The 20,353-nt window shown below is 32.7% G+C and carries 14 protein-coding genes; 10 read left to right on the top strand and 4 right to left on the bottom strand.

Going from position 1 to position 20,353, the window contains the following annotated elements:
- Positions 1-189: 189 nt before the first annotated feature.
- The 7 genes from BZG02_RS19825 (at position 190) to BZG02_RS19795 (ending at position 13,522) form a co-directional block, all read left to right on the top strand.
- Complete coding sequence (locus BZG02_RS19825) at positions 190-2,313, top strand: T9SS type B sorting domain-containing protein (protein WP_101263491.1); 2,124 nt, start codon at positions 190-192, stop codon at positions 2,311-2,313.
- A 1-nt stretch (position 2,314) separates the two neighbouring features.
- The gene (locus BZG02_RS19820; protein WP_101263490.1) at positions 2,315-3,235 is read left to right on the top strand and encodes a PorP/SprF family type IX secretion system membrane protein; all 921 of its coding nucleotides are present in this window, start codon (positions 2,315-2,317) and stop codon (positions 3,233-3,235) included.
- Between the two features lie 20 nt (positions 3,236-3,255).
- Positions 3,256-5,355, top strand: a complete 2,100-nt coding sequence (locus BZG02_RS19815; protein ID WP_101263489.1) for a PKD domain-containing protein — start codon at positions 3,256-3,258, stop codon at positions 5,353-5,355.
- 23 nt (positions 5,356-5,378) lie between these two features.
- The gene (locus BZG02_RS19810) at positions 5,379-6,374 is read left to right on the top strand and encodes a hypothetical protein (protein WP_101263488.1); all 996 of its coding nucleotides are present in this window, start codon (positions 5,379-5,381) and stop codon (positions 6,372-6,374) included.
- An 11-nt stretch (positions 6,375-6,385) separates the two neighbouring features.
- On the top strand, positions 6,386-9,517 hold the full coding sequence (locus tag BZG02_RS19805) for a sensor histidine kinase (RefSeq protein ID WP_101263487.1): 3,132 nt from the start codon (positions 6,386-6,388) through the stop codon (positions 9,515-9,517).
- A gap of 73 nt (positions 9,518-9,590) precedes the next feature.
- Positions 9,591-12,785, top strand: a complete 3,195-nt coding sequence (locus tag BZG02_RS19800; RefSeq protein ID WP_101263486.1) for a ligand-binding sensor domain-containing protein — start codon at positions 9,591-9,593, stop codon at positions 12,783-12,785.
- Positions 12,786-12,841: 56 nt separating this feature from the next.
- Complete coding sequence (locus BZG02_RS19795; protein ID WP_101263485.1) at positions 12,842-13,522, top strand: TonB-dependent receptor plug domain-containing protein; 681 nt, start codon at positions 12,842-12,844, stop codon at positions 13,520-13,522.
- Between the two features lie 61 nt (positions 13,523-13,583).
- Here the strand turns inward: BZG02_RS19795 and cysK are convergent, their stop codons facing one another.
- The gene (cysK, locus tag BZG02_RS19790) at positions 13,584-14,495 is read right to left on the bottom strand and encodes a cysteine synthase A (RefSeq protein ID WP_101263484.1); all 912 of its coding nucleotides are present in this window, start codon (positions 14,493-14,495) and stop codon (positions 13,584-13,586) included.
- An 11-nt stretch (positions 14,496-14,506) separates the two neighbouring features.
- On the bottom strand, positions 14,507-15,346 hold the full coding sequence (gene epsC, locus BZG02_RS19785; protein WP_101263483.1) for a serine O-acetyltransferase EpsC: 840 nt from the start codon (positions 15,344-15,346) through the stop codon (positions 14,507-14,509).
- A 696-nt stretch (positions 15,347-16,042) separates the two neighbouring features.
- Between epsC and BZG02_RS19780 the strand changes: the two genes are divergently transcribed.
- A complete protein-coding gene (locus BZG02_RS19780; RefSeq protein ID WP_101263482.1) occupies positions 16,043-16,513 on the top strand; it encodes a low molecular weight protein-tyrosine-phosphatase in 471 nt (156 codons plus the stop codon).
- Entirely contained in the window at positions 16,510-17,379 is an 870-nt protein-coding gene (locus BZG02_RS19775) for a fructosamine kinase family protein (RefSeq protein WP_101263481.1), read from the top strand. Before BZG02_RS19780 ends, BZG02_RS19775 begins: the two co-directional genes overlap by 4 nt.
- A gap of 5 nt (positions 17,380-17,384) precedes the next feature.
- Here the strand turns inward: BZG02_RS19775 and BZG02_RS19770 are convergent, their stop codons facing one another.
- Together BZG02_RS19770 and BZG02_RS19765 are read right to left on the bottom strand one after the other, a co-directional pair.
- On the bottom strand, positions 17,385-18,683 hold the full coding sequence (locus BZG02_RS19770; protein ID WP_101263480.1) for a cobyrinic acid a,c-diamide synthase CobB: 1,299 nt from the start codon (positions 18,681-18,683) through the stop codon (positions 17,385-17,387).
- 131 nt (positions 18,684-18,814) lie between these two features.
- Entirely contained in the window at positions 18,815-19,519 is a 705-nt protein-coding gene (locus BZG02_RS19765; protein ID WP_101263479.1) for a TapB family protein, read from the bottom strand.
- 209 nt (positions 19,520-19,728) lie between these two features.
- Here BZG02_RS19765 and BZG02_RS19760 point away from each other — a divergent pair, with 209 nt between their 5' ends.
- A complete protein-coding gene (locus BZG02_RS19760; RefSeq protein WP_101263478.1) occupies positions 19,729-20,253 on the top strand; it encodes a CAP domain-containing protein in 525 nt (174 codons plus the stop codon).
- The last annotated feature ends 100 nt before the right edge of the window (positions 20,254-20,353 follow it).

Below are 20,353 nucleotides of genomic sequence, written 5' to 3'. Positions count from 1 at the left end.
CTTCTATTGCAACTTTTGCTTTAAATGTTGAGCTAAATTTACGACGTGTTCTTTTCATTTTTTCCATGAGTTTAATTTACATTATTTTTCAATTAAGCTCCTGGTCTAATTTTCTTAGGGTATTATACTCCAACTATCGGGAACGGTTCTTGGTCACAAATATCTGGTCCAAGTTCAAGTATTTTTAGCATGAGTACATCCGGAAATACTACCGTAACTACAAGTACTTATGGAACATATGTGTATCAATGGACCATTACTAATGGAGCCTGTGTAAGTTCAGATAATATAACTGTTAACTATAATCAATCTCCTATTTCTTATGCAGGAGAAGATGAAACTATCTGTGGAAGTAGTAGTTATACGGTTACAGGTAGCACATCCAGTAATGGTAATATAGTTTGGAGTACCAGTGGTACTGGAACCTTTAATGATACCAGCATTGATAACCCAACTTATAATTTTGGAATTGGAGAATCAGGAGTTATTACGCTAACCAAAACAGTTGAAAATCCTTCCTGTTCTTCAGCTAGTGATGATATAAATATCACTTTTACTGCTGGACCTTCTGCAAATGCTGGAATAGGAGGTAGCGAATGTGATCTTGATTTTACGTTATCAGCAACAACAAGTATTGGAATTGGTACCTGGACAAAAATAAGTGGATTGGGTAATGCTGTTTTTAATCCAAACGCCAATACTCCAAATGCTGCAGTAACTGTTGATGTTTACGATACTTATCAGTTTGCATGGACAGAAGTTAATGATGCTTGTACAGATAGCGATACTATAAGTGTTAGTTTTTATCAACAACCACTGGCAGATGCAGGAGTTGGAGGTGATGAGTGTGATTTTGACTATAATCTGTTAGCAAGAGAAAGTTTTGGAATAGGCACTTGGACTAAAATTTCTGGTTCTGGAAATCTTACTTTTTCGCCTAATGAGAATGCTCCCAATGCAATTGTTACAACAGATACTTATGGTTCTTATAAATTAAGATGGACTGAGGTAAATGGATACTGTACAGATTATGATGAAATTATAGTTAATTTTTATCAGCAACCTATAGCTAACGCTGGTGTTGGTGGAGATGAATGTGATTTAAATTTTACATTTAGTGCAATTCCAAGTGCAGGCTCTGGAAAGTGGACACAAGTTTCAGGATCAGGAATATCTACTTTTTTCCCTAACAATAGCTCTCCTAAAGCTACTGTATCCGTTAATGCTTATGGATCTTATCAATATTTATGGTCGGAAACAAATGGAAACTGTACGGATTCGAAAATAATTGATGTTAACTTTTACGAACAACCAATTGCCAATACGCGTTCAAGTGGAAATGTATGTGGTTTAACCTATACTGTGGAGGCTATTCCTAGTTTTGGTGATGGTATTTGGACCAAAGTTTCAGGACCAGGAAATGTAAGTTTCATACCAAATTCCATTTCATCGAATTGCGAACTTACAGTTGATAGTTATGGTACGTATTCATTTCGATGGACAGAAAATAATGGAACTTGTTTCAGTAGTGATGAAATAATCGTAAATTTTTACGAACAACCGCTAGCTAATGCTGGTTATAGTGCAGAACAATGTGGTTTGGAGTATTCCCTTGAAGCAAATCCAAGTGTGGGACTAGGAGTTTGGAAAAAAATATCAGGAGTTGGTAATGTTCAATTCATACCGAATTCTAATTCTCCTAATGCATTAATTAAAGTGGATACTTACGATACTTATCAAATTATGTGGACCGAAACAAGTGGTAATTGTTCCGATAGTGATATTGTTGAAATCACTTTTCAGGAACAACCAATTGCAAATGCTGGAACAGATATAAAAATGGAATTTGCGGAAAAAGTAGAGTTAAATGCTGTTCTATCTACTACAGGAACTGGACAATGGACCGTATTAAGTGGATCTGCCAATTTATATGATGAATTTACAGCAACTACCAGTGTAGATCAGTTGGGCTTAGGTGAAAATATTCTTCGCTGGACAGAAACAAATCAATTCTGTAGCGATTATGATGATGTAAAATTAAGTGTGGATAACTTATTTATTCCGTCGGTTATAACCCCTAATGGAGATGGGAAAAATGAATTTTTCGTTATTAGAGGAACTGAAAGTTTAGAGGAAGTTCACTTAACCATTTTTAATCGAAATGGAATAGAAATATTTACCGATTCAAATTATAATAACAATTGGTATGGACTGGATCGGAATGGAAATGAATTAATACCAGATACATATTTTTATGTGCTAAAATTAAAAACTAACAAAGTTTTTAAAGGCTGTATTGTTTTAAAAAGATAGAATGAGAACAATAATTATTATTACATTTTGGCTTCTTGTTCCTCTGTTTCTATTTGGGCAGAACACCCAATTTACGAACCAGTATATTTTTAATCCAATAGCTTTAAACCCAGCCATGGCTGGAAGTGGAGATGCTTTAAGTGCTACTATGTTATACCGGAATCAATGGGTTGGCTTTCAAGGAGCACCAAAAACATTATCATTCTCTGCTCATTCTCCAATGCGAAAGCAAAATATGGGATTAGGAATCTCCATAATCAATAATGAAATAGGAGTAAGTAATGAAACAAGTGTAATTGGGAATTACTCTTTCAAAATAAAAATGAGAAAAGGTAATTTGGCACTAGGATTAGGTGGTGGATTTTTCATGATGAATACCGCTTGGACAGAATTGCAGGCTAATGATACTAGTGATGAGCTGATTCAGAATAATTCTCCAACCTATTTAATTCCCGAAGTTAGTATGGGTGTGTATTATTCCTCCAAAAAGTATCATATAGGCTTTTCCATCCCCTATATGCTTTCTTATACTTATCGATCAACAAGAGATAAATACGAAGTTCGAAATGATTTTTCAAAATACAATTATATAATTAGTGGAGATTATGTATTCGATCTGCAACAGAATTTACAGTTGATTCCATCAGCAATGTTTAAATATCAAAAAGAAGATAAATTAGATATGATTCTGATGGGCGAACTTGTTTATATGGAAAAATATTCCATTGGGACTGCTTATAATAGTGAGCAGAAACTTTTTAAAGGAATGTTTCGAATTCAATTAAACAAGCAGTTTCAATTAGGATATGCAGCCGATTTTAATTCAAGTAAATTAAGCAAATATAAGATTGGTTCTCATGAATTAATGATTCGGTATGATTTCAAATATACAATTAAGGTTAACAGTCCTAGAAACCTATAAAAAAAATAAGAACGCAAAATATGAATAGATTTTTTACTACGATACTCCTAGTTCTATCCATTCTGTTTTCTACTTTTTTTGCAAGTGGACAAGCAGATAATTATGAGGTGAAACAGGCCCCATTTTCTTCCGAAAAAGATGATGAGTATTCCTCTGCATACTATAAAGAAGGATTGGTATTTTGTTCAAACAGAAGAACAGATCTTTTTGTAACCTTCTCAACTCCAGAAGATAAAGAATTGTTCAATATGTTCTATGTTCCAATCCAAGGAGATAGTTTAGGAAAAGCTCCAGCTATTCTGTCTGTAGAATTAATGACAAATTTTAATGATGGTCCTGCGTGTTTTGGAGCTAATGATTCTATCATCCTATTTTCGCGAAATAATGAAGTAAATAGCAAAAAAAGAGATACTAAAGATGATAGAAACAAATTGGGTATATTCACTTCCCATTTAATTGGAACTGTTTGGAATGAACCCAAAGCTTTTGAATACAATAGTAAGAATCATCATATTACAATGCCTTCTTTAAGCAAAGATGGCTCACAATTGTTTTTTGTTTCTGATATGTCAGGTGGATTTGGTGGCTTGGATATTTACATGTGCGAAAAAGTTAATAATACTTGGAGTAAACCAATAAATTTAGGGAATGAAATTAATACGAAAGGGAATGAAAGCTTTCCATTTATTTCAGCTTCAGGAGAATTATTTTTTGCATCTAATGGACATAAAGGTTTAGGTGGTTTAGATATATTTTCGAGCATTAAAAAGAATGGGAAGTGGCAAAAAATACTTCCTATTAAAGCTCCCATTAATTCTGAATTTGATGATTTTGGATTAATCACCGATTGCAATTTTGAAAGTGGTTATTTTTCTAGTAATAGAAAGGGAAACGATGACATTTATGAATTTCGAACCAAGTTTCCACAGTTTTCCAATTGCGACACTTTAAAAGAGAATCAATATTGTTTTCTGTTTTACGATGAATATTATACTCCCCTAGATACGCTAAACACTTATTACGAATGGGTATTTGGTGATGGTATGAAAATAAAAGGCAAAGAGGCCGAACATTGTTACGAGGGACCAGGAAACTACGAGGTAGAATTAAATATTATCGATAAGCGAACAGGAGAAGTATTTCTGCAACAAACAAAGTATGAATTTGAACTTCTCGATTTTGAACAAGCCTATATTAGTTGTGTAGATGAATCGTTATCTATGCATCCAATAAAATTTGAAGCTTCTAAAACAAATCTTCCTACTGTTGATATCGCGAACTATTATTGGGATTTTGGAGATGGTTTCCTCGATGAAGGAATCGATGTAAATCATTATTACAATAGGGAAGGAGACTATAAGGTAATTTTAGGTATTTTAAGTGAAAAAGATAGTTTGGGATGTCGCAAAAAAATATGTGTTGAGAAAACAATTACAATTAATGATAATCCAACAGCCTTAATACCAATGAATTTAGAAGATTCAAATCTACAAAGAAACATTTCATCGACAGGAGAAAGCTTTATTGGGCAACAACAAATTAATGAGACAAGTTTTAGGAAATCAAAACTTGTACAGCTTCCCTCTAACGGAATTAGCACAATGAAAGCTTTTAGTTTAGTCTTTTTCGAATCTTTCGAGAAAGAAAAACAATTTGCTAAGGAGTACGAAGAAATGTATGAAGATTTTGAACACGATCTAAATAGTAATCCTGCAAAGGCATTAGCATTAAAAAGTCATTTAAATTCAAGGAGGAAAAGCAATGCTAAAATGCATTTAATTGAAAAAGAATTGCAAGCTCTTTCCTCCCAATTTCAATGTTCTTATATCGAAGCGGAAACGCAAACAATGTCTGATTCAGCAACACCAATTCTAAATCGTTTATTAAAAATCCTTTTAACCAATCCATTAATTGAACTTAAAATAGGAGTACATATAAGTAAAGCAAATAGTGGTAATTTTGATATTGCAGGAAAAGCAACTCAACTAATTGCTGATTATCTTGTTGAACGCGGAGTTGATACAGTACGATTACGAACTGCGGTATACGAAACAACATTTGAAGAGGCTGGAATGAAAGGCGATATGAATAGGCTGGAATTCAAAGTAATAAAGGAATAAGTAAATTTAAAATCTTAACAAAAATGACAAAATTTAAAACATTCATCTTTTGTTTTATAATATACCTAACGTTTTTAAATAACGCCATGGTAAATGCTCAGGCTGTTCCGGCGGTGGAAGAAAATATACCATATCTGGTTACTTTTGGAGCCGATGCCGAAACATCTTGGGGAGATGATGATTTTTGTCAAGTTTATTTTTTCCTAATTCCGGAAACTCATACCGAACCTGTCTATATTCGAGTATATGACCCTGAAATTGGAGGGATGAATGATGAACAAAAGGGAGAATATAATACAACAGTCAATTTCTCTGTTTACGGAGGATTCGAGTGTTGGTCAAATGAAGATGCCCAGAATATTGATCCAATAGGTAAATTTGATAGCGGGAACCTTTTGAATTCGAAGAATTTTGATAACGACCATAAGTACGATAACGATTGGTATACTTTTGGTCCGTTTAACCCTTTCGAAGGTGAAATGATAGAAAAATTTGGAGGCCGTGTTTTTAAAGTAATTGTTACAGGAAAATCTGGTGATGATGGGAATCTTTATCGCTTTTTCTTAAGTACCAATGCTCAGGAAAACAAAGAGGTGGAAGGGGGAAATATTTTCACTTATGAATATACTTTTCGCCTTTCGAATGATATGAATGATATTTCACAAATTTATCCGTTTGCAGATGATAGAACTATTTCAGTTGAAGTAACGAATTTTGATTGGGATAACGATGGTTATATTAGAATTAATTCGATTGCAAAAAATGGAATGCTTTGTGATTTATCGACTGAGAATCAGTGGATAAGAAATAAATTTCCAATTAGCGAGCGCGAGCAAAACTCCTCCCTGGAAATTCAATTTATTAAACGTCGTAACGCACTAGTGAAAAATAATAATGTGGTTATATCTATTAAAAATCAGTACGGAGAAGCTTTACCTTTCTTTTCAATACCCATTGGAGGCGTTCCTGTTTATACTCCAAAAATTAGAATGAAAGCTATTGGTAAAAAGAAGAATTAATAATAATCTGAATGAAACAGAATACAATTTTGATCCAACTTTTAGCGCTACTTTTTCTAATAAGCCCTATTTTCTCCTTTTCACAAGAAAACAGATTTATTAACTATAATGTAGACGATGGATTAGCGCAGGCCTATGTGTATAATATCCTGCAAGATTCGAAAGGGAATTTGTGGATTGGTACCGGAAATGGTTTATCAAAGTATGATGGATATACATTTAGAAATTATACCGAACAAGATTCACTTGGTGGTGATTTTATAACCTGCAGTCTTAAAACTAAAACAGGATTATGGTTTGGCCACTTAAATGGACGTGTGAGTTTTTATGATGGAGCTACTTTTAGATATTTTATAAATGAAACAAGCAGTATCGTTGATATTGAGTTAGATTGTAATGAGAATATTTGGATTGCGAGTCAAAATAAAGGTTTCGTAAAATTAAAAAGTGAATCTTCAAAAGAAAATTTGTATCAGAATTCTTTCGAGCAACCTGTTTTCACCTTTAAGTTTGTTGACGAGAACAGATTACTGGTTGGAACATCTGAAGGGGTTAAATTGTGTAAGATAACTACAAACAAAAGAATAGAAGTAACGAATGATATTGATGAAATTCCTACGAATAAAATAGTTGATATCGTAAAATCTCAAGTAAGTGATATTTTCTATATTCTAACTGAAAATGATGGTTTATATCAAATAAAACTAGATTCTGACCAGTATGAAGTAGATAAAATAGCCACTAATTATGATTTTTTAAGAGCACAAACACTATGCGAAGATAAAAATGGAAATTTATGGATAAGCTCTTTAGAAAGTGGAGTTTGTAAGCTTTATATTTCTACAAATATAGAATTTCCAGTAATTGAAAAGTACAATAAAGACAATGGCCTTCAAACGAATTCTATAAAGTCTATTTTCGAAGACAGAGCAGGAAATGTTTGGATAGGAAAATACGGAGGTGGTATAAGTCGCTTGGTATCATCAGCAAATTCATTCATAAATTTCAATGAAGATAGATATAGTAATAGTATTCATTCCATCTGTATTAAAAATGATATAAAATGGATTGGAACCGGAACAGAGCTTTTAAAAGTTGATTCAAAAACAAATAAGGTTCTACAAGCCTATGATGTGAATGGTATTTTAGAAAATGAAAAAATTACAGCTCTTGCAGATTGGAATGATAAAGAGCTATGGATTGGAACTGAAAAATCGGGAATTTACCGCCTCAATTACGCAACAGAAAAAATTAAGCCTCAATTCCTGCGTCTTGGAAATTTAGAGAAATCGATTAATGCGATAGTAAGCGAAAAACAATATGTTTGGATTGCCACCCAAAAAGGACTTTGCAGATATAAAGTTACTTCCGATGAAAAAAAGTGGTATACAATGCAGGAAGAAGGACTTCCGCATAATTCTGTTAATCATCTTATAAAAGATCATAAAGGCAGAATTTGGGTAGGAACACTTAGTAATACATTATCCTATATTCAGAACGACGAATTAACCAATATTCGTTTAGCAAACCGAAATAGTCTTCTCAATATCTCCTCTGTTTTAGAAGATCATAATGGACTAATTTGGGTGGGAACTCAGGGAAATGGCGTATATGTGTTGAATAAGGATTCAATAATGAATATCAATTATCAGCATGGTTTATTGTCTGACTATTGTTACTCCTTAAATCGGGATGAAAATCATGTTTGGGCTACTCATAGAGGTGGGATTAGTCAAATTCGACTTTCTGATTATCATGTGAAAACATTTCAAAAAAATGCGGGCATAAATTCTTCCATTGAGTTTAATAAGAATGCTACAGCCATTGGTGAAGAAAATACCTTATTATTTGGATCTAATCAAGGAATTTACACTTATGCTATTTCAAAAGAAGTAGCTAATGTGGTTCCACCAAACTTAGAAATTTCATCCTTACGTGTAAATGGAGATGAATATCCGATTAATAAAAACCTAGTTTTGCCTTCGGGGCATTATAAAATTCAGATTGGTTTTAAAGGAATTAACTTAAATGAACCGGAGCTTATTAAATATCAATACGTGTTAAATGGGTACGAACAAGAATGGTCGAACCCCGATAATAAACGGGTAGCTGAGTACAAGCAATTAGGTTCGGGGACCTATAATTTCCAGTTAAATGCTACCAATAGTAATGGAATAAAATCGGTAGAGCCTTTAAACTTTAAAATAAAAATTAAATACCCTTTGTGGCAAAAAACATGGTTTCAAATCGTAAGTTTTATAAGCCTAATGGTTGCAATTTATATCACAGTTATACTACGCGAGAAAAATTTAAAAAGAATTCAACGGAATTTAATTAAAAATTTAGACGATAAAACTCGAGAAGTAATAGCTAAAGAAGAAGTAATAAAAGAAAGAAAAAGAACCGAGAAAGAGTTAATCTTGGCGAAAGAGAAAGCCGAAGAATCCGATCGACTTAAAACGGCCTTTTTATCCAACATGTCTCATGAAATAAGAACGCCTTTAAATGCTATTATTGGATTTTCGGGAATGTTGCAAGAACCAGATATAAATCCAGTTTCCAAAAGCAAATATATATCAATTCTAAGATCGAATACTAATGATTTATTATCATTAATTGATGATATTATGGATGTTTCAAGTATTGAAGCAGGACAACTTAAAATTAAAATTCAGGAATGTAATTTGCATGAAATATTAACCGAATTATATACTGTTCATGTAAAGAAATTATCCGAATTAAAACTAGAAAATGTTGTTCTTAACTATCTTGAAAAAGATACCAATTTAATTATTCAATCAGATCCATTGCGATTGAAACAAATTCTATCTAATTTAATTGGAAATGCTATAAAATTTACTGAAAATGGTTCCATTGATTTTGGAATTGTATATCATAAAAACGGAATAGTTAAGTTTTTTGTGAAAGATACGGGTATAGGGATATTTCCAGATCAAAAGGAAGTAATATTTGAACGGTTTAGGAAGGAGAGTCGGGATAATTGGAAAAAATTATACCGTGGGGCAGGATTAGGTTTAGCCATTTCAAAAAGCATGGTGAGTTTACTAGGAGGAAAAATAGGTGTAGAATCGGTTCCAGGGGAAGGCTCGTATTTTTATTTTACTTTGCCTGCCGGGAATTAAGTTTAGTTAAATGCTCCCGAAAAAGAAGTAAACACTATTTCTCGTTAAGTTGTTTTATTGTTAAGTAAGCTGAATGAAAAAAACACAAAAGTTTATATTACAAATCTTATTATCCTTAACTTTACTCTTCCTATTTCAGGAAACGCTTAAAGCTCAAGATAATAAATTTATTACTTATGGGGTCGAGCAAGGTCTTCCCCAAGCTTATGTGTACACGATAAGTCAAAGTTCAGAAGGCTATCTATGGATTGGAACCGGAGATGGATTGGCAAGCTTTGATGGAATCAATTTCACCCTTTTCGATACGTCTGATTCTCTTGCTGGAAATTTTATAACCTGCAATTTAAATAGTCCTAAAGGGGAATGGTTTGGACATATGAATGGAAATTTAAGTTTCAAAAGTAAGAATGGTTTTCACAAATTTATTCCTACTACTACCACAAAAAGTAGTGTAACCAATATTCATTTGCATAATTCAGGAACTATTTGGTTTTCCAATCAAAACGAGGGATTACTCTATATCGGTAAAGATGAAAAAATTGAACCTGTTATTTTTTCGGATGGCGCATTTCCTGTTTTTTCATTTGAGTTTGTTAATTCAAATGAACTTTTAGTAGGAGCTATTGATGGGTTAAAGCACTGCAAAATAAACGAAAACAATCAAATTGAGATTATTAAGGAGATTACTGAACTTAATCAAAATAGAATTAATCGTATTTGTAAAAGTAGAGATGGAAAAGGCTTCTTTATTTTAAGTGGCACTAACAATATTTATTATTTAGAACTTACAAAAGAAGGGTTTAATACCACAAATATAGGGGAGAGTTCTGCGATAAAAATGGAAGGGATTCAAGATATTTTCGAGGATAATAATTGCAACTTATGGATCTCTACATTTGGCGAAGGAGTTCATAAACTGGTGAAAGATGCATCCGGTTTTCATTTAGATAAAACCTTCAATTCAAAAAATGGCCTTCAAAGCGACAATATTAAACTCGTTTTTGAAGATTCTGAAGGAAATATATGGCTAAGTGTTTACGGAAAAGGCTTAGCGCGTTTAATTGATCCAGCTTACACCTTTTATTCCCCGCAAGAAGAACTATATGGCACTGAAATATCTGCAATTTCTATCGATACAAAATACGAATGGTTTGGTTCCGAGAAAGGTTTAATACGAAGAAATATCTTAAACCACAAAGACCTCCGTCTTTTTGATAGTTACCGAGGTTTACCTTTCGATAAAATAACTGCTTTGTATCCTAGAAATGAAAATGACTTATGGATTGGTACAGAAAAAAATGGTGTTTATCGATTGAATATTCAAGAGGATAAGTTGGCTCGTCAATTTATTGCCAATGGAATATTAGAGAATTCAATAAATTCTATAACAGGAAATAAGGATTACATATGGATTGCAACCAAAAAAGGAGCTTGTAGATACAGCTTATCAACAAATATATTTAATTGGTATACAATGAGTAATGGTGGCTTGCCACACAATTGTGTAAACCATATACTAATAGATTCTAAAAATCGAATTTGGCTGTCAACCTTAAGTAATTCTATTGCTTTTATTGAAAATAATGAAATAGCAAAGTTTAATTTATCTGCAGCAAATTCTTTTATAAATATCCGTTCTATTGCAGAAGATTCTAAAGGAAATATTTGGGTGGGAACCTTAGGAAACGGTGTTTTTGTTTATCAAGATGATTCTATTATTAATTTAACCTCCAATGAAGGTCTTTTATCTGATTATTGCTATTCTTTAACTCCCGATCATCAAAATAGAATGTGGATAGCACATCGCGGAGGATTGAGTCGAATCGAGGTGTCAAATTATGAAATAAAACTCCTTCAAGAGAATATTGGTATAAGTAAGAGTGCCGAATTTCAGGTAAATTCAGCATTTAGGGAAAAAAATGATAACCTTTGGTTTGGAATGAATCAAGGAATTTTAAAATTCACTCCATCTCTTGAGAAGCTGAAGACTTCTCCTCCTGTACTCAAAATTAAATCCATTAAAATTAACGATGAATCTGTACCTGTAAGTGCAAAAGTGGTATTGCCACCTGGAAGGTATAAACTTAAAATCGAATTTGTTGGGATTAATTTTAAGGAGCCAAAATTGGTGGAGTATCGTTATATGCTCGAAGGATATGACGAAAAATGGACCGACTTCTCAGCAATTAGTGAGGTTACTTTTAATGGTTTAAATGATGGTAGTTATAAGTTTATATTAGAGGCAGCCAATGGAGATGGTATTACTAGTGAATTTCCTGTAAATATTAATATTTATATTAAAACACCATTTTGGAAACAGGCTTGGTTCTATTTAGCTCTTTTCTTTCTTACTATTATTTCTATTGTCCTCTACATTAAAAATAGAGAGAAAAAATTGAAGCGGGAAAATCGAATTTTGGAAGAGAAGGTAAGGAAAAGAACCATCGAAGTAGTAAAACAAAAAGAAGAAATTGAAAAACAAAGAGATCTTATTAAAAGTGCGAATGAAGACATTACTGATAGTATTAAATATGCAAGTAAAATTCAGGCAGCAGTTATTCCCCCAACCAAATATTTAGAGAAAGTTTTAAAGGATAGTTTTATAATAAATAAACCAAAAGCTATTGTTAGTGGTGATTTTTATTGGTTAACGAAAGTAGATAATAAAACAATAGTTGCATTAGCTGATTGTACAGGTCATGGTGTTCCTGGAGCTTTTATGAGTATGTTAGGGGTTACTCTTCTTAATGAAATAGTAAATCATAAACAAATAACAGAGGCAAATGAAATTTTAAATCAATTACGAAAAAATATTATCATATCGCTTCGCCAAAGTCATGAAGATACCACACCAAGTGATGGGATGGATATTTCATTAATAGTGATTGACCATGATAAAAATAGCTTAACTTTTTCAGGAGCTTTTAATTCTCTTTTATTAATACGTAACAATAAAATAATTGTACTAAAGGCTGATCGAATGCCGATTGGAATTTATCATCAAAACAATGTCGACTTTACTAATCATAAAATTGCTTTGCATTCAGATGATATGTTGTACTTATACACAGATGGATATCCAGATCAGTTTGGAGGTGAAAATGATCGTAAATTTACTACGCGTCAATTTAGAAATGTATTATTAGATATCCATCAAAAACCTATGATGGTTCAGAAAACCATTTTAGAAAATACAATGGAGAAATGGATGAATGGTACAGAGCAATTGGATGATATTACGGTTATGGGGATTCGTATTTCAAATTAAATTAGTCTTATAATAAACCAGTGCAGATTTCTGTAGCGAATCAAAATTATCAGAAAATGAAAAACCTAATTGTTTACGGATTATTAATTCTATTTTCATCTCTTTTTTCATCCGCTTATAGCCAAAAGACAAGCTACCTCGGTCAGGTACTTGTTTTTGACAGTATCCCAGTAATCAATGCCGAAATAACCGTATTCAGCTCAAAACAAATTGTAAAAAGTGATTCGGAAGGGTATTTTAGTTTCGAAGGAGAATCAAACGAAAAAGTTAATGTAAGCGCAAATGGATTTGTTGCTAATAGTCAAGATTTAATAGGGGATTCTATTTCTAATAAGGTAATCCTTCAAATAAAAAATTCAAAAAAATATCGAAAGTTAGCTGTTGAATCCGGACACATTAAGGATCCAAAACAACTCCTTGCAGCTATACAATATTCAAAAAATAATCCTGATTACTCTCGTTATACGAATGCAGTGCAAATTATTACGGATAAATATCCAGGGGTAAGTGTAGAATATAATGGAGTTATAATTCGAGGTAGACGATCTTTAAATGGCCCAAACGAAGCTTTAATTGAAATTGATGGCATGATTTTAGATTTTAGTTCACTTTCCGATTTGGCAACATCAACTATCAAAAGTATTAAAATATTAAGTCCTGGTGAATCTGGAATGTATGGATCGCGAGGAGCCAATGGGGTAGTTGTAATTAAAACAAAAAAAGGGACTAGAAAATAAAATTAACGAGAAAGGTAAAATAAACTTAAAAAGCCCCCAAACTTGAGGGCTTTTTGTATGTTTAAAACAAACCATCAACCGATAGGTATCTTTCTCCTGTGTCATAGTTGAATGTAAGTACTGTAACGCCTTCTTCAACTTCAGCAAGCTTTTTTTCTATCGCAGCAAGCGAAGCTCCTGTTGAAATTCCTGCCAAAATTCCTTCTGATACAGCCAATTCTTTTACTTTTGAATAAGCGGCTTCTTTTCCAACCGAAATACTACCATCTAAAATTTTTGTATTCAAATTTTTTGGGATAAAACCAGCACCAATCCCCTGTAAGGGGTGAGGACCAGGCGCACCTCCTGCAATTACTGGGGAAGCTTCTGGTTCTACTGCAAAAACCTTCAGTTTTGGAAATTTCACTTTTAAAATTTCAGCTACTCCACTAATATGACCACCTGTTCCAACACCAGTAATCAAATAGTCTATACCATTAGGGAAATCAGCAATAATTTCTTTTGCTGTGGTAGTTCTATGAATCTCAGTATTTGCCTCATTATCAAATTGGGAAGGCATCCATGATTTTTCATTGCTAGCAAGTAACTCTTCTGCTTTTTGGATGGCACCTTTCATACCAAGCTCTCTTGGTGTAAGAACAAATTCAGCACCATACGCCGCCATTAAACTTCTTCTTTCAACCGACATGGATTCAGGCATTACTAGAATAATTTTGTATCCTTTCACAGCTGCAACCATAGCCAAACCAACCCCTGTATTACCCGAAGTAGGTTCTATAATTACAGATCCTTTAGTGAGAGATCCATTTTTTTCAGCAGTCTCAACCATTGATAATGCTATTCTATCTTTAATACTTCCTCCCGGATTTGATCTTTCCAATTTCATCCAAACATTAGAATTCTTCCCAAAAACCTTATTTAATTTTACTACGGGCGTATTACCAATTCCTTCTAAAATGTTATCTAATTTCATACTATTCGTATTTATATTTGAAAATTTATGATTTTACTTTCATCAAGGTTTGTTCTTACCTTAGTTTCATGCTTGTGATATACAATACTATCGGATTCTACACTTGATGTTAACCAAACGTTACCACCTATAATGCTATTCCTACCAATTACTGTGTCACCACCCAGAATTGTTGTGTTTGAGTAAATTATGACATTATCTTCAACGGTAGGATGTCTTTTTTTCTTTGCCAAGCTCTTTTTTACTTGTAATGCTCCAAGTGTTACTCCCTGATAAATTTTTACATTATTTTTAATGATTGCAGATTCGCCAATAACAACACCAGTTCCATGATCAATAAAAAAAGATTCGCCAATAGTTGCCCCTGGATGAATATCAATTCCTGTCTTAGTATGTGCATATTCACTCATTAAACGTGGAATGATAGGCACATCTAAAAGATAAAGTACATTACTTAATCGATAAACCATAATTGCAAAAAAACCAGGGTAGGCGATAATTACTTCACCAATGTTTCGGGCCGCAGGGTCAAATTTTTGAATTGCCTCCGCATCCATTAATAAATCACGATAAACTTTAGGCAAAGTTTTCATAAAATCGTGAGTTATTTTTTCCAAAGGAACTGCTAATTCTTTCTTTACTGGCAGTAGCAACAATCTTAATAAAGATTCTAATTGATATAGTAAAGACTCTTGTTCGTAGCAACTATTAGATCGACGTGCATTAATAGGAAATAGAGAATTCATTGCTTCCTCAACAAACCGGTGGGCTAAATCCCTACCTGGCATGTCGAATTCTGAATTTTCTCTGGAAGCTTGTAATTCTTCCATTACTTTAGACAAATAGGACATTATTTTCTTGATTTAGAACGTGATAAAAACACATATAGAATACTTATGAAATCGAAGAATTCTTAGTGAAATATTTTTTTATTATGTAGTGGCTTAACTTTTGTTAGCAACAACAATAACCCAAACAATAACAGCAACAACATATCTGATTGTTGTGATAGTGCATAGAATAAGATTTTTGGGAATAAATTGGAGATTGAGAATCAATGGTACGCATAACCAATACATCCGAAGAGATTCGGATTTTAGTATTATATGAGTTGTGCAATAGTTCTCTTTCCATCTAGAAGTTTTGTAATACAAACTTATAAAAAAAATATTAATTAGGAGTTATGGGTCTTAATTTTTCTGTTAATAGAATGTTATTTATTTTTTTGTATTGCAACAATAGATCAATTTTGTATCTTTTATTATATAAAGTAAATAAATTAATATTTTTAGGATACTGATAGTTTTTCGCAATACAAAATACATAATCACTCAAATGGCATTTTAAGTGCTAATTATGAGATTATTAATGTGACTACTATAAGCGATGTAACTAATAAATTACAATGTAACTTCATGGTCTAAAATACATAAGTATAGAATAAGTTAATTAATAAACTCCTTTAGTTTTTTCTTTTATTGATAGAGGAAATTTTCATTTTAGGATTCTTATTCATACTTTAATTAAAGGATTTAAAATAAATAGGAATGAAGAAGAGATTACTTTTTGTTTGTTTGGGGAATATTTGCCGATCTCCAAGTGCCGAAGCAGTGATGAATGGATATATAAAAACGAATCAACTTAATGATAAGTTTGAGTGTGATTCGGCAGGTACAGCTGGGTGGCACACTGGCAATAAAGCGGATGAAAGAATGAGAAAACATGCTTTACAACGAAATTATAATTTAACGAGTTTGGCAAGGAAATTTGATGCGGAAATTGATTTTGATAAGTTCGATCTAATATTTGGAATGGATCAGCAAAATGTAAAAGAACTTAAAGCTTTAGCCAGAAATAAAGCCGATTTAAATAAGATAAAATTAATTACTAACTATTGTTCTCGTTATTCAAATTACCAATCGGTTCCCGATCCCTATTATGGCGGCGATGAAGGATTTGAATTAGTACTCGATATAATCGAAGATGCCTGCGAAAATTTACTTAAAGAATTAACATGAGAATTGAGAGTTTTTTTTCTAGAATTGAAGATTTAATTGGTAACAAAATTACTGGTTTCAAACCAGTGTCTGGTGGGAGTATTGCTACAACTAATCAAATTAGGTTTGAGAATGGTCATTATGCTTTTTTAAAAACGGAACCTTATTTCAACAATATGTTTTTTAAAGAAGCCAACGGTTTAAAGGAAATACGGAAAAGTGGCTGTATAAGGGTTCCAGAAGTTTTACACGTAGATACCGATATATTATTGCTTGAGTTTATTGAAGAGGGTAAAAAAGATAAAGATTTTTTTAGTCGTTTTGGGAAACAAATAGCTTCTTTACATAAAATAAATGCAGGGAAATATGGATTTAAGGAAGATAACTATGTAGGAGCCACACCTCAATTAAATATTGCTGTAAATACTGAACTAGATAGTTGGTGCGATTTTTACTATAACAAGCGATTACTATACCAATATAAACTCGCCGAAAGTAAGGGTTTGGTTGGGAATGAATTAAAGAATGGATTCCTGGTTCTAGAAGGGCGAATAGAAGAAATATTAGAAGGAAGTGAGGAGAAACCAACTTTATTGCACGGCGATTTATGGAATGGTAATTTTATTTGTGATCAAGATTCGAATCCCTGTTTAATTGATCCTGCAGTTTATTATGGACATCGGGAAGCCGACTTGGCCATGACTAAACTATTTGGAGGTTTTGGAGATGATTTTTATACTTCCTATCAAAAAAAGAAGCCCCTCCCGCAAGGATATGATTATAGAGAGAATATCTATCTTTTATATCATGTTCTTAATCATCTAAATTTGTTTGGAAACAGTTATTACGGACAGGCTGTCAAGTTAGTATGGTCATATTTGCATTAAAAAATTCAAAACAGTAAATCCATAATGTTTTTTTCTCCCCAATAAAAATGAATGTACGAGGCTATTGTATTATTTTTTCTGAACAGATAGGTATCCATTTTTTTATCTCTTGCCGAATATATTTCTCCAATAGCTAAATTCTTAAGCGGATTTTTAATATGTGAATAATGAAATTCATGTCCATAAAAAATAGCTTCATCGATGTGTACCTTACGGTACCCCAAACGTAATTTCATATTCTCCATACTTGTTTTTTGGTGCAAAAAGCCAACCATAGGGAATTCATTGGAATCAGAATCAATTATACTATCGCATAAATACATCATGCCACCACATTCGGCTAGAGTACGACCGCCATTTGAGCAAAATTCTTTAACCGAATTTTTCATTGATTTATTTGAACTTAATTCCTCCAAATAAAGTTCAGGATAACCACCAGCAAAATATAGCAAATCGGTTGGTGGCAATTGTTTATCCTTAAGGGGAGAAAAAAATGTAACAACTCCTAAATTTTCGAGAGCAGCTAAATTTTCATGATACGTAAAGTTAAAAGCTTCATCCCGCGCAACGGAAATTTTAAGCTTCCCTTTTGTGTTAACGCTCTTTATTTGTGATTCCTTAAATGGAATCGTTGTTATTTCTATTAGTTTGTCAATATCAACCGTTTTGGCGATGTGTTTTGCTATTTCTTCAATAATAGAATCGTACTGACTTACATCTGAAACCTGTAAACCAAGGTGCCTCGAAGGCAAATGAAGTTTTTCATTTTTAGGTACATAACCTAAAGGACTTACTCCAACATCTTCACAAGCATCTTTTAAAAACTGATAATGAGATTCGCTACCTACAAAGTTGAAAATTACTCCCGCTATTTTAATTCCTGGATAAAAATTTTTAAATCCAAATAATAGGGGCGCAACAGAATAAGCGGTTGCTTTCGCGTTTACTACAAGTATAATTGGAATATCTAATAATTCAGCAATTTGGGCCGAACTGCCTTCCATTTTTTTTGCTCCATCAAATAAGCCCATTACGCCTTCAACAACCGAAATAGCTGCCCTATCAGAATATTTATTGTAAATATCCTTAACATGAGTTTTGCTACTCATAAAAGTGTCTAGATTAATAGAAACATTTCCAGCCGCCCAAGCATGATGTTTGGTATCTAAATAATCTGGACCACACTTGAATGGTTGTACATTAAGTCCGCTATTTTTTAGATAACGAAGTAAACCTTGAGTTATAGTTGTTTTTCCTGAACCGCTGGAAGGTGCAGCAATCAAAAATTGAGCTTTCTTATTCATAGTAAACTTTCAAAATCGAAAATTCAAAAATATATCAATAATCTTAGCATTAAGACATGATTTTGAATTTATTTCGGAGGGAATTGAATAGATGGTACACTAAATGAGATTAGAGTCAAGAATACAGAAGCTTAAGGGAGTAAAAAATCTTCTGCCAAAGATTCCAATACCTTATACGAAATTATTTTCCCTTTTAAATGACGTTCTTCCATACGAACCAATCCTACATTAACCGCATACCATTCAAATAACTTTGTCTTACTCTTCGAAATTCCTCCGAAAGTAAGTTTCTCCGAGGAAATTTTAAAACAAGTAAAACTTCCAGCTGGCGTTTTAATTGTTTCAACAGCATCTACCTTTCTATTCACAAGTAAAACAGTCATCGACATCAATACTGAGCCTGTTCCTCTTAATATACTAGCTTCGCAACAGGACTCTGGTAACATTTGTCCGATTTTTGGTTTTATAGGAATAGCTACACTATCCGATGATATTTTTATTACCATCCTTTGATAGGAATCCAATTTGATAGGATCCATATATCGTTCCGATCCAATAAAAAAAATGGAATCATTACTAACCAATCGGAAATACTGATAAAAAATACTGTGCTTTTTAGTTGTAATTTCCGATTCGATATTATATTGAATTAATCCATCAGACTTCGATTTTCCAACTAATTGCCAAACTTCTGAATATTGTTTTCGGTCTTTTGAATCGTACGAAACGTACTTAATCCTAAAATTTCTCTTTGAAGGCAGATAGGTATTTTCTCTTTGTCCGAAAGAAGAAAAGGCAATCGAAAATAAAAGTAATATGGTATAAAATATCCTCATAAACAGAATTTGGTAGCTTTCTATGTGTAATTAGTAGTTAAAATTACACATAATCCTTTAAGTTGAAAATAATAAATTGCATTATTCTAACAATTTATAATATCCATCTAAATTTAGCGTTTAATCACCATGAAATATAGAAAATATCTATCTTTCGGAGTACTAAATTCAAACTTAATTTACATTCTTAGTCTTTCAAATTATTTTATATGAGTAAAACGTTTTATTTTGCCTGCTTGTTATTTATAGGCATTTTTGGCTCGTGTTCGCAAAACGATATTGATTTTGACGATAACATTGATACAAACTTTGACGATCCTATCGATACAAACAATATCGATATTCAAAAACTATTGGATATGGTAAATGAAGTAAGAGCTTCTGGAACCACTTGCGAAACTACCTACTATCCTCCGGTTGGCGCGGTTACTTGGAACAGTACGTTGGAGGCTGCAGCACTTAAGCATAGTAAAGATATGAAGGATAATGACTTTTTTAGCCATACTTCCTTTAATGGTGACAAATTTGTTGATCGATTGAATGCTGCGGGCTACAATTACAATAACGCAGGAGAAAATATTGCACTAGGTTACTCGACCGAAGAAAATGTGATAAATGCATGGTTAACTAGTCAAGGACATTGTGCCAATATAATGAATCCGAATTTTACAGAGATGGGAGTGGGGCGAATAGAAAATTATTGGACTCAGGACTTTGGAAAACCTAAGGAATAAAAAAACCACTCCAAGCGTTAATCGGAGTGGTCTTAATCTGTTTGTTTGAAAAGATTTAAGTTTGTCTGTTATAAACTTAAATTAATTATTTATCGAAGCG

Origin of the sequence: Labilibaculum filiforme, assembly GCF_002843315.1 — a bacterium.
GTDB lineage: Bacteria > Bacteroidota > Bacteroidia > Bacteroidales > Marinifilaceae > Labilibaculum > Labilibaculum filiforme.
This window is presented reverse-complemented; position numbering and strand designations above follow the sequence as displayed.

What these genes read in the sequence shown, in the direction of transcription:
- BZG02_RS19765 (WP_101263479.1), bottom strand. Translation starts at nt 19,519, where the DNA reads ATGAGGATATTTTATACCATATTACTTTTATTTTCGATTGCCTTTTCT.
- BZG02_RS19775 (WP_101263481.1), top strand. Translation starts at nt 16,510, where the DNA reads ATGAGAATTGAGAGTTTTTTTTCTAGAATTGAAGATTTAATTGGTAAC.
- BZG02_RS19770 (WP_101263480.1), bottom strand. Translation starts at nt 18,683, where the DNA reads ATGAATAAGAAAGCTCAATTTTTGATTGCTGCACCTTCCAGCGGTTCA.
- BZG02_RS19810 (WP_101263488.1), top strand. Translation starts at nt 5,379, where the DNA reads ATGACAAAATTTAAAACATTCATCTTTTGTTTTATAATATACCTAACG.
- BZG02_RS19820 (WP_101263490.1), top strand. Translation starts at nt 2,315, where the DNA reads ATGAGAACAATAATTATTATTACATTTTGGCTTCTTGTTCCTCTGTTT.
- BZG02_RS19800 (WP_101263486.1), top strand. Translation starts at nt 9,591, where the DNA reads ATGAAAAAAACACAAAAGTTTATATTACAAATCTTATTATCCTTAACT.
- epsC (WP_101263483.1), bottom strand. Translation starts at nt 15,346, where the DNA reads ATGTCCTATTTGTCTAAAGTAATGGAAGAATTACAAGCTTCCAGAGAA.
- BZG02_RS19815 (WP_101263489.1), top strand. Translation starts at nt 3,256, where the DNA reads ATGAATAGATTTTTTACTACGATACTCCTAGTTCTATCCATTCTGTTT.
- BZG02_RS19780 (WP_101263482.1), top strand. Translation starts at nt 16,043, where the DNA reads ATGAAGAAGAGATTACTTTTTGTTTGTTTGGGGAATATTTGCCGATCT.
- BZG02_RS19825 (WP_101263491.1), top strand. Translation starts at nt 190, where the DNA reads ATGAGTACATCCGGAAATACTACCGTAACTACAAGTACTTATGGAACA.
- BZG02_RS19805 (WP_101263487.1), top strand. Translation starts at nt 6,386, where the DNA reads ATGAAACAGAATACAATTTTGATCCAACTTTTAGCGCTACTTTTTCTA.
- BZG02_RS19760 (WP_101263478.1), top strand. Translation starts at nt 19,729, where the DNA reads ATGAGTAAAACGTTTTATTTTGCCTGCTTGTTATTTATAGGCATTTTT.
- cysK (WP_101263484.1), bottom strand. Translation starts at nt 14,495, where the DNA reads ATGAAATTAGATAACATTTTAGAAGGAATTGGTAATACGCCCGTAGTA.
- BZG02_RS19795 (WP_101263485.1), top strand. Translation starts at nt 12,842, where the DNA reads ATGAAAAACCTAATTGTTTACGGATTATTAATTCTATTTTCATCTCTT.